The 12,053-nt window shown below is 47.0% G+C and carries 7 protein-coding genes; all 7 read left to right on the top strand.

Annotated elements, in window-relative coordinates; all coding sequences use genetic code 11:
- Window positions 1-125: 125 nt before the first annotated feature.
- Window positions 126-821, top strand: coding sequence for an endonuclease III (nth, locus tag V6668_RS18645; protein WP_338706416.1), 696 nt, complete (start codon window positions 126-128; stop codon window positions 819-821).
- A 23-nt stretch (window positions 822-844) separates the two neighbouring features.
- Complete coding sequence (locus tag V6668_RS18640; protein ID WP_017687779.1) at window positions 845-1,117, top strand: hypothetical protein; 273 nt, start codon at window positions 845-847, stop codon at window positions 1,115-1,117.
- Between the two features lie 308 nt (window positions 1,118-1,425).
- A complete protein-coding gene (locus V6668_RS18635; RefSeq protein WP_338706415.1) occupies window positions 1,426-5,112 on the top strand; it encodes a dynamin family protein in 3,687 nt (1,228 codons plus the stop codon).
- A gap of 324 nt (window positions 5,113-5,436) precedes the next feature.
- Complete coding sequence (locus V6668_RS18630) at window positions 5,437-7,209, top strand: ABC transporter ATP-binding protein (RefSeq protein WP_036613268.1); 1,773 nt, start codon at window positions 5,437-5,439, stop codon at window positions 7,207-7,209.
- A complete protein-coding gene (locus tag V6668_RS18625; RefSeq protein ID WP_036672925.1) occupies window positions 7,206-9,056 on the top strand; it encodes an ABC transporter ATP-binding protein in 1,851 nt (616 codons plus the stop codon). Before V6668_RS18630 ends, V6668_RS18625 begins: the two co-directional genes overlap by 4 nt.
- A gap of 348 nt (window positions 9,057-9,404) precedes the next feature.
- Window positions 9,405-10,907: an AraC family transcriptional regulator gene (locus V6668_RS18620; protein ID WP_338706413.1), complete on the top strand. Its 1,503-nt coding sequence runs from the start codon at window positions 9,405-9,407 to the stop codon at window positions 10,905-10,907.
- Between the two features lie 131 nt (window positions 10,908-11,038).
- A complete protein-coding gene (locus tag V6668_RS18615) occupies window positions 11,039-12,028 on the top strand; it encodes an ABC transporter substrate-binding protein (protein ID WP_338706412.1) in 990 nt (329 codons plus the stop codon).
- Window positions 12,029-12,053: the final 25 nt, after the last annotated feature.

Genomic DNA, 12,053 nt, shown 5'->3' with positions numbered 1-12,053 from the left:
TACGGGATCTTTCCCGCATCAAGACGTTTTTTTTGCAAGCTTTTTGAGGTCCCCGCAAAGTACTCGGATGAAGCTTCGAAGTAAGGCTCCGCAGAGTGGAGTCATTTTGTGGGAGGTAGCTCTTCATGAACGCAGCGACGGTTAGACATATACTCGAAACTATGGAAGCAATGTTTCCTGATGCACATTGCGAATTAAATCACAGCAATGCATTTGAATTGACGGTAGCTGTCCTTTTGTCTGCCCAGTGCACCGATGAAACGGTGAACAAGGTAACCGCAGATCTGTTCCAGAAGTACAGAAGCCCAGCAGATTATCTGACAGTTCCTCTCGAAGAGTTGGAACAGGATATTCGGCGAATCGGTTTGTACCGGAACAAGGCCAAGCATATTCAGAACATGTGCCGAATTTTAATAGAGCAGTATGGCGGTGATGTACCGCAGGAACATGATCAGCTTGTGACGCTACCAGGTGTCGGGCGGAAAACCGCGAATGTAGTTGTTTCCAATGCGTTTGGAGTACCAGCAATTGCTGTAGATACTCATGTTGAACGTGTATCCAAGCGGCTGGCGCTTGCAGGTTGGGATGACTCCGTACTTGAAGTCGAAAAGAAACTAATGAAGCGCGTACCCCGGGACGAGTGGACTTTAACTCACCACCGGTTTATATTTTTTGGACGCTACCATTGCAAGGCACAGAACCCTGCGTGTCATATCTGTCCATTGCTGGACATATGCAGGGAAGGGAAAAAACGTATGAAAACGTCCCAAATCAGGAAAGATAAGGAACGTGTCACCACCCGAAAACGAAAAATAAATTAATGAGCAGAAAAGGATGAATAATCATGAAATGCATTTCCGTGTACACTGACAATTTTGAGGCCTTCTCCGATATCTTTGAACAAATCGTTGAACAGGAAATGGCTGAAAATGAAGAAAAAGAAGTAGAAGGCATCACAGTAAGCCACTCTGGCGACGTGCCTGAACATTATCTGGAGCGTATGTCCGTTAAACCAGAAGTTGTTGTTATGAGAGACAAAGGCAGAGACATTACAATTCTGCAACATGGACAAGTATTTGAAATCTTGCTGCCTTCCATGGAGAACGCAGTTTCATAAGAAGTGATTACACTATTGGTTCTGTTGTATTAATGTCATGATGATCGTTGTGGTTACGGTGATCGCATCGCATTCATGCAACAGACACTTGGGGTAAGCATTTGCTAAATACCGTGTATAAAACGTATTACAGATAAAACCGACTTGTTCGGTTTTATTTTTTTTAGATTATAGGACTTATACGTTCATTTATGTATATTCAATTCCAACCGTTCAAATTCAAACTTGATAATGTTAAAATAAATGTTGTAAAAGAGATAGACGTCGAAACGGATGTCAAATTAGAGGAGCCAGGGGGAAGGCCAGTCATGTCCAGAACAGATTACCCAAAAGAAATGGCCAAACCTCTGCTTCCGCTGCGTGAAGCGATGGAGCAGACAGGGGACCATACAGCCGTACAGGCTATAACGGATTTAATCAGCAAGGCGGAAATGAAACATCTGACGATTGCGTTCTGTGGTCATTTCTCTGCAGGCAAATCGAGTCTCATCAACAGTTTATGCGGTAAGCGGGTGCTGCCTTCAAGTCCCGTGCCAACTAGTGCAAATGTGGTATCCATACGTAATGGTAAGCCAAGAGCGCTTATTTATACTACTCCAAACGTAAGCGCTGACAATGGAGCGGGAACACTTGAAGTTTCTCCAGAGGAATTGGAGTCGTATTGCAAAAATGGTGGAGCTTATAGCTCAATTGAGGTATGGGATGATATTCCTCTGCTGAAAGATGATGCTGTCCTGCTGGATACACCAGGTGTGGATTCAACAGATCGCGGACATAGTCTCGCAACCCATTCAGCGCTCCATCTGGCGGATGTGGTGTTCTATGTCATGGACTATAACCATGTCCAGTCCGAGACAAACCTTTCATTTGCCAAGAGTCTGTCGGATTGGGGCAAACCGTTGTTTTTGATCGTGAACCAGATCGACAAGCATCGGGAGCGTGAGCTCTCTTTTGACCAATATACCGAAGGTGTCGAAGCTATATTTGCGGCCTGGGAAGTCAGATATGACGGACTGTTATTTACTTCCCTCCGCGACAAGAAGCATCGCTACAACCAGTGGGATGTGCTTCCGGAACTCATTGGACACATGATGCAAGAGAAGGAAGCGTTAATTACGCACAGTTTGGCAAGTTCGGCCAGTCATGTAACGGAGCAACACCTGACGAGAGAAGCCGAGAAACGTGAAGACGAAGAGAATTCCCTGCTGGATGAAATTGGTGGCAAGGAAGGAATTGAACGCTTGGAACGAGAGCTGGAGCTTCTTGATCAACAAGCAGCAGACATTCGTAACGGGCCTGCGCGAGTGCGTGAGAAATTCCGGGCGGAGCTTGAACCTCTTCTGGCAAATGCAAATCTTACACCTGCGGATATTCGTGCGTCGGCTGCTGCCTATTTGGAGAGCCGCAAACCAGGTTTCAGGGTAGGTTTATTGTTCTCAGGTGGAAAAACCGAGCAGGAGAAACAACGCCGTGCTTCTGAGCTGGTCAGACTGTTACAGGATCAGGCTTCCGGACAAGTTGAGGTACATATTCGTACAATGCTTAGACAGCTGGGTGAATCCCATCAGCTATGGGGAGCGGAGTGGGAGCAGTCGCTCAATACGGAACTGCCTGCTGTAGATGAAGCACTATTGGAGATGAAACGCAGTGCCAGTGCAGAGGTATCTCCAGAGTATGTGATTCAGTTCAGTAAAGATGTGCGGGGCGAGATTGAGGCCCGCTATCGCAGGTCGGCCATGATGCTGGCCGACCGCATGCTGGAAGCGCTGGCAGCGCGAGGCGAAGCCGCGCTTCAGGCGTTGGACGCCAGCCGCGCAGCGCTGCTGGCGCAATCCGCGGCGGCGGCGCGCTACACGGCGCTCCAGCGCAGCGCCGCCGCAGAGGCAGCAGGGCTGCGCAGCCTGCTGCCCCATGCGGGCCCCCTCCCCTCCGGGCTATTGCCGGAGGTGAAGGGCCCGCACGTGCCCGCGGTGCCAGAACCGGGCGAAGCTCCCGGTTCGCATGCGGGCACGTCAACGTCTGTGGCTGCGCAGCCACAGACGCAAGAGGCACCGCCAGCGCAGCGCGCAGTCGCGGCCGCGGTGCCTGGGCCATCGTCGGCGGCTGGCGCTGAACGCCGCCGACGCCTGGACGCAGCAGCGGCACGACTCGAAGCCGCTGCTGCGCTGGTGGAGCCGTACCCCGCCATGGGGTCGGCGGTACGGGATCTGCGTGCACGCGCGGCTTCGCTTGCGGGCGGCACGTTCACTTTGGCGCTGTTCGGAGCATTCAGCGCCGGCAAATCCTCCTTCGCCAACGCGTTGCTGGGCGAAGCTGTACTACCCGTCTCGCCGCATCCAACAACAGCGGCGATTAACCGAATCATGGCTCCTGCCGGGGGCGCGGAGCATGGAACAGCCCGGGTCCGCATGAAGACCCGGGACGCCTTCCAGGAAGACCTCGGCTATTCCTTCCGATTACTCGGACTGGGTGAGCCTGGAGCGGAGTGGCAAAAGCGAGTACGTTCCCTCTCACCACAGGATGTACACCCCGCTGGGCGCCCGCATTACAGCTTTTTACAGGCGGCAGCAGCCGGCTGGGAAGAAACAGCGGACCAGTTAGGTCAGGATGTGCTGGTGGATCTGGACGGTTATCGTAACTTTGTCGCAAACGAGAAAAAGTCCTGTTTTGTAGACAGTATCGATCTCTATTACAGTTGCGATGTAACTGAACAAGGCATTGTACTGGTAGACACACCAGGAGCGGACTCCGTGAATGCTCGTCATACGGGTGTAACCTTCAATTATATGAAGAATGCGGATGCACTCATTTTTGTAACGTATTACAACCATGCTTTCTCCCAAGGAGATCGCCAGTTCCTGAATCAGTTGGGACGTGTTAAAGATAGTTCTGCCATGGATCAGATGTTCTTTGTTGTGAATGCCAGTGACTTGTCTTCCTCTGAGGAAGAACTGGAGCAGGTTCTCGATCATGTGAGTACCCAACTGCGCAGTAATGGAATTCGGGCACCACGACTCTTCCCGGTATCCAGCATACTGGCGATGGAAGGCAAGATGGCAGGGGATTCGAAGCTGCTTGAGCAATCTGGTTTTAACCGTTTTGAGGAAGAGTTCAACCAATTTGCAGGCAGAGAATTAGCCGATCTTGCTGTAGGTGGAGCTTCCGAAGAGATGGCACGTGTCATTCAGCGGCTGAAGAAGCGTGCGGAAGATGCGGCTCAGGGGGAGGAAGTATTGCAGCAACGGCGGGATGAACTGGAGACGATCCAGGGACAGTCACGCCAGCGCATACAGCAACTTGCAGCAAGATCCATGAAGGAAGAACTGTCACAGGAAACAGCAGAATTGCTGTTCCATGTGCGGCAGCGACTTGCCTATCGCCTTGGTTTATTCATGGCAGAAGCATTCCATCCATCCGTACTTCGGGAGGATCGGGGCAATCTGAAGATAGCTTTTGCAGCCTGTGGACGTGAACTGTTACGTATGATTGCCATTGAACTGGAGCAGGAACTGCTTGCTACCACCCTCAGACTTGAACAGGCGGGTCAGACCTGGCTGATGAAGCAAGTTACGGAATGTATAGATGAGGTGAGGCAGTTATCAGGGGGCGTGGATGTGTCACTGCCACTGAACGAACGCTGGAGTACACCTGTGCTTGAAGAAGTTCGTCTGGAAGAACCGTCTGGATGGAAAAGCTATTTGAATTATTTCCGCAATCCGAAACAGTTCTTCGAAGGAGATGGACGTCAGCGATTACAGGAGGCACTTGATCCTGTCCTCAAACAGATGATCATTAAAGTTCTTCCTGCTGCGCAAGACAAACTGATTCAGTTTTATGACAACCAGATTTGTCAATCCTTGCAACACCAATCCCGTCAGTTGGAAGAACGTCTGGACGAGGCGGTGAGTGGAATTCAAGATACACTGGAGAGCGGAATTCCGGCGGAGCAATGGACCAGCTTGTCTTACCAACTGGAACAGATTGAACGCAGTTAAAATCACGGCAAAACGCGTATTCTCTGGAAGTCTTTGTAAAACAAAATGAATGATACAGCAACACATTGAAAATGTTGCGAAAATCAATCCAAAAAGGCCCCTGCCGAAAAGGCATATAGGGAGCCTTTTTTTGGTACGAACAACCTGAAATAAAGAGAATATTCAAACATTTGATTGAAAGGTGGGTATTTACCTTCGTTAATGCGTCAATAAGCTGAAAGCAGGCAGAATATGGTCTGTTATTCGCTTTGCCGCGAATGGGGTACGGTGATAAACTTCATAAATGTTCATAGTATTTTTGAACGACATAAGAGGAGGAGAAACATGGATGTTCTTAGGCAACTGCAAACCTTTTTTTGGGAAAAGCGAACGTATTTATTTGTATCAATCTTGTTCCTCGCCTTAGCGACCGCACTTGGGTTGGTATATCCGTACATGCTGAGGATACTGATTGATGACATTATTGTTCCGCGAACTTTTGAAGACGTTCCCATAATTGCCTTGACTGTGTTAGGTGTAGTTATTTTGAAAGCGGGAATGCAGTTTTTACATGGCTTTTTTGGAGGACGCTTGGGTAACTTCCTGGCGTACAGACTTCGTAATGCATGTTACGAAAAGCTTCAATTTTTATCCTTCCGTTATTATGATACGGCCAAGACAGGTGATCTGATGTCCCGCCTCACGGGAGATTTGGAAGCCATCCGTAACTTTATCGGATTTGGTTTCGCCCAGATTCTCAACATGGTTTTCATGGTCGTATTTGGCGCAATCATGATGATGACCATGAGTTGGCAGCTTACGCTGTTCACGCTCATATGCATCCCATTACTTGCCTTCGTTGCGCTGAGATTCGAATCCAAAATTCACCCTGCGTTTCAGGAGATGCGGCTGGCGCTCAGTTCACTGACAACAGCGGTACAGGAGAATATTACTGGCGTACGTACGGTAAAATCCTTTGCACGTGAGCCTTATGAAGTGGAGAAATTCTCCATACGTAATGAGCGTTACAAAACAAATCAGATTCATGCCGCAACATTGTGGAGTCGCTATTTTCCGATCATGGAGATTCTTGCTTCGGTGAGTATCGTGCTGTTGCTGGTGATCGGTGGAAGAATGGTTATACAGAAGACGCTGACACTCGGTGAACTCGTTGCCTTTTTCAGTTTGATCTGGTACATAATCGGTCCAATGTGGAACCTTGGGTTCCATATCAACAACTATACGCAATCCAAAGCTTCAGGTGAACGGGTGCTCGAGCTGCTGAATACGCCAGTGGATGTGGAAGAAACGCAAGATCCAGTCATTGTTGAGGCAGACCAGGTGAACGGCCATGTGACATTTGAATCCGTTACCTTTGCCTACGGCAACAAAATGCCAGCAGTAACCGATATTAATTTTGACGCTGCACCCGGTTCTGTAATCGGTTTCCTCGGGGGAACAGGGTCAGGTAAATCGACCATCATTCAGCTTCTAATGCGTGCCTATAACGTGAACTCAGGAACGATCAAGCTGGATGGCAAAAACATTAAAGACATAGGCATCCGCAGTTTGCGGAGTCAGATCGCTTCTGTTTTCCAGGAAACATTCCTGTTCTCATCCAGCATTCGTAATAATATTTCCTACGGGCTTAAGAACGTCACCATGGATGAGATCATCCGTGCAGCCAAGCTGGCCAAGGCTCATGACTTCATTATGGAGTTCCCGGACGGATATGACACGGTGGTTGGTGAGCGCGGTATGGGTTTATCGGGTGGACAGAAACAGCGGATTGCGATTGCAAGGGCTTTGCTGAAAAATCCAAAAATTCTGGTACTTGATGATGCAACCAGCGCCGTGGACATGGAGACAGAACACGAGATTCAGTCCGGTTTCCAGGAAGTTATGCGCGGCAGAACGACATTTATTATTGCACACCGGATATCTTCACTACGACATGCAGATGAGATTCTGGTGCTCGATGAAGGTCGCGTGGTACAACGTGGTAAACATACCGAACTCATTGAAGTGCCTGGACCATATCAGGATGTTTATAAAATTCAATATGCAGATTATATTGCCCGCGGTAAGCGGGAGGCTGGGGAGCAGGTGAATTCATGAGTGCCGAAACGATAGCAGACAGGCGCGAGGCAAAAGTGGCCTCTGAGAAGAAACTGAATGAACGATTTGTGTATCAGGATGATGAAATTATTGAAAAACCGTTTAACTGGAAAGAATTTGGACGTTTATTTGCATACATGAAACCTTATGCGAAACAACTGTTACCACTCGTTATTCTAATGATGATCTTGGGTACCATTACAAAATTGTCCGTACCTTTTCTGATCAGTCTGGCGATTGACCGTGCCATCGCACCGGCAACGGGGTTGCCAAGCATGACTATGCTTTATCTTATTGCAGGCTCCATATTTGTGTTGTATCTCATCCAGTGGGCTGCCAATACGTACCGGATCAAATTGACAAACATTATCGGACAGCGTGTTATTTATGACCTTCGCTCGGATCTGTTCAAGCATATCCAGAAGCTGTCCTTTAACTTCTTTGACAAAAGACCGGCAGGTTCCGTACTGGTACGTGTTACGAATGATATTAACTCCCTTCAGGATCTATTCACGAACGGTGCAGTTAACGTCATGATCGACTGCGTACAGTTGCTCGGGATCATTGTGATCTTGCTGTTGATTAACTGGAAACTGGGTCTTGCCGTGATCATTACGGTGCCAATCATGTTTATCATCTCGACCAAACTGCGGGTGCTGATCCGTCGGGCTTGGCAGGATGTGCGCATGAAGAACTCTCGGATTAACTCCCACTTGAATGAATCCATTCAGGGGATTCGAGTGACTCAGGCTTACACACAGGAAAAAGAGAACATGAAATACTTTGACAACATGAATCTGTCTAGCAAAAAGTCATGGGATAGAGCATCAGCGATGAACCAGGGCTTTGGACCGCTGATTGAGATTACCGGTGGATTCGGTACATTAATCCTTTTCTGGTTTGGTGCTTACCTGATTCAACATGACCAGTTAACCGTGGGATTACTTGTTGCCTTTGCCAACTATGTCGGCAACTTCTGGGACCCAATCAACCGTCTGGGACAGATGTACAATCAGTTGCTGGTTGCAATGGCGTCATCGGAGCGTATCTTCGAATTCATGGATGAAAAACCAAGTATTGCGGATAAACCAGGTGCCAAGCCACTTCCTTCTATTAAAGGAGATATCGCATTCGAAAATGTGGTGTTCGAATACGAGAAGGGCAGACAGGCGCTGAAAGGAATCAGCTTCTCAGCGGCTGCGGGACAATCGATTGCACTTGTTGGTCATACGGGCTCGGGTAAAAGTACGATCATCAATCTGATCAGTCGTTTCTATGATATATCCGGCGGACGTCTCACCATTGACGGACAGGATGTGCGGGATGTAACAGTAGAGAGTTTACGCAGCCAGATCAGCATTGTATTACAGGATACCTTCATCTTCTCGGGTACGATTCGTGACAATATTCGATTTGGACGACTGGATGCAACGAATGAAGAGGTGGAGGATGCAGCCAAAGCAGTCAATGCACATGAGTTCATCATGAAGCTGCCTGGCGGATACGATACCGAAGTAGAGGAACGCGGGAACGTATTATCCATGGGACAGCGACAACTGTTATCCTTTGCCCGTGCGTTGCTTGCTGATCCACGCATACTGATTCTGGATGAAGCTACAGCCAGTATTGATACGGAGACAGAGCTTAAAATCCAGGAAGCGTTGAAGGTGCTGTTGCAGGGAAGAACGTCCTTTATGGTCGCTCACCGTCTCTCAACCATCCGGAATGCAGATAACATTATCGTCCTGGATCATGGTGAAATTAAAGAAGAGGGCAACCATGAGCAGCTGATCCAAAAACAAGGCGTGTATAATGGATTAATTGAAGCTCAATACAGATTTTTGTGATGAAACCTACGGACGCCTGTTAAGCGTCTGAACACATATGAACTTATAACACTCTGGTGTTTTTTAGCCTGATCCTTCAATAATAAGTGCATCTTATTCATTGAAGACAGGTTAGAGGATAGCCGGAGTGTTTTTTTTATTCGTTAGTGTGGTATGTTATATTTTTGAAGAATGAAATCAATACAATCGTTCATGGCTGGAGGGAGATCAATGCAGATGGACAACAACGAAATAAATTCAAAGCATTTGGATCACCTGGATCATATGAATTTTAGGCTCCTTCACGTGAATTATACGAGTGATCCTGCGACGGAGTGGCTTCTGAGGAAACACTTCATTGAAACATACATGTTATTATTTGTAGCCAGTGGGCAAGGGTGGTTAAAGATAGATGGCAGTTTCATCGAATTGAAGGCGGGCGGACTGTATGTAGGCTTCCCGGGGCAACTGGTTGAGGCAAATGTGCATTCGTTGGATGAAAGAGGCGTGTATCACATGAGTTTTGATGTCATGTACGCACTGGAGCAGGAGGGTGGAACAGCCCTTGAAATGATGAAGCAACTTTTACGTAATGAAGTGAATGGCGAGGTCAGCTCATCTTCACCCGTTGCTGTTGGTGTGATCTGTCAGATGATTTACCACCACACATTGAAGAAGGATGGTTTGCAAAGGTACTATGGTCAGATTCGTTTTCAGGAACTGTTGTATACCATGTTTTACGACGTGGCCTTTACCGAAAAGACGGACCTGGCTTCACCAATTGAACATGTCAAAGGCTACATGGAGCAGAATTATTCGAAGAGATTAACCATTGAGGAATTAGCAAATGTGGCACGAATGAGCCCTCGACATTTCATGCGTTTATTCAAGAAAAGGTATGGTTACAGTCCAGTGGACTATCTAACGCTATACCGAATTAAACAAGCCCAGATCTTAATGAGAAATGATCACAGTTATCGACTCAAGGATGTGGCATCGTACGTGGGTTATCAGGATGAGACGTATTTCCGGCGTAAATTCAAGCAAATCTCTGGCATTCCACCAGCAGCGTTTATACGTAATAGCAAACAAAAAATTGCTGCAGTTCATTCTGTGAGCATTGGTATACTGCTTGCATTGCAGATCATTCCCTGTGCCGCGCCGGCAAGTCATCCGTGGACATACTATTACCGACGTAAATATGAAACGGACAAAGTTATGCCACTCGCAGAGAGTGAGACCACCTGGCTGGAACAGCTTCGATTAGTTAAACCTGATTATATTATTACTGTTGGGACGGAGTCTGAGGATTTGCAAAGACAGCTTCATTCCACTGCTCCTGTGTGTGACCTCCCGTGGGAAAAAGGAGATTGGAGAGAGCATTTGAGATATGTTGCAAGCTTTTTGGACAGGTCTGATATTGCAGAGGTATGGCTTCAAAGATATGAAGAGAAGGCAACGGCCATAAAGGACCAGCTTGAGGATTTCATACGAAAAGACAGATTAGTTGTACTCAAAGTTTATGGTGAAGCGTTGCAGATGTTAGGCCCAAGGAGCATTGCTTCCGTTTTTTACGTTGATATGCAAATGGAGGGTCCCGAAGGAGTTGAGACTTATTGGGAACGGGGCACAGTAACCATTAAGGAGTTATCTGTTCTCAACGTGGAAAGAATATTATTAATTGTTGGTGATGATGAGACATCCAGGCAGACATGGTCTGCTGTACGTAAGTCTGAAGAATGGCTTGAGTTGTTAGCGGTACAGAATGGCAGAATGGATATCCTTTTGTCGAGCGTCCTGCTGGACTACACTGCGTTTACTCATGAGCTTATGTTGGATGAAATATTAAAGTTATGGCAAGATCGTCCATAGCAAAAAGTCTGAATAGTCAATATCATACCTGAACATATTTTAATATACTTACTCCTATATCAAATGATAATGATAATTATTATTAATTAGACGTTGTCATAACTAAATGCCATATAGGGGGTACATAAAGAATGAGATTCAGATGGTTAACGGTACTATGCACCATGATGTTGGTGCTCATTATTTCGGCTTGCGGTGCAGCAGGCAACGAAGCATCCTCGAGCGAGGGTCAAGAAGCGGGTACCGCCAATTCTTCAACAACAGAAGCCAGTCAGGTGAAAAAAGTGAACACGGAAATGGGAGAAGTTGAAATTCCGGTGAACCCACAAAAAATAGTTGGTTTGTCCGTTGTATATCCAGAATTTTTATATTCACTTGGCATCGTACCCATCGCTGTACAGAACTACCATGAGGATTTTCCTTCTTACTTGCAAGAGCCATTCGCAAACACGATGAAAATGGGAATAGGAAGAACGCCTAACTTTGAAGCCCTCATGGAGGCAGATCCGGATTTAATTATCGCTCCTGACTGGTGGTCCAAAAAGGACTATGATCAGCTTACTCTGATTGCACCTACCGTACTTTTGCCACAGCGTGATGATTGGCGCGATGAACTGCGGGATATGGCCAAAATTTTGGACAAAGAAGAACAGGCAGAAAAGGTGATTCAGGATTTGGTGGATAAGGAGAAGGTAGCTGCTGCCAAATTGGATAAGCTGATCGGTGAGGAGACTGTTCTCTACATTAGAGTGATGGAAAAAGAAATCGTACTTCATGGGGAGAACCTTGACCGAGGAAACTTTGTCCATAAACGATTGGGAATGAATCCACTTCCTAATTTCCCGAAAGATCAAACTGCCATGTCCGTATCCTTGGAAGTACTGCCTGAATACGACGCAGATCATCTGATCGTTCAGCTGGATGATGAGACTAATCCGGAAATTAAAAAGAAATTTGAAGATATGTTATCTTCATCGTTATGGAAAAATCTGAAAGCAGTCAAGCAGGACCACGTCTATATGGTGGGTGGCAAGGAATGGTTCAATCTGGGAATGTCTCCACTTGCCGATGAATATGTCATTGATGATATTGTTGCTGCTTTTGAAGCAAAAAACAAATAAAGCAAACGGGTAAAGTTACATGTAT

The organism is Paenibacillus amylolyticus (assembly GCF_036894225.1).
Lineage (GTDB): Bacteria > Bacillota > Bacilli > Paenibacillales > Paenibacillaceae > Paenibacillus > Paenibacillus amylolyticus.
Note: the sequence above shows the minus strand (reverse complement) of the source record. Positions and strands in the feature narration are given on the sequence as shown.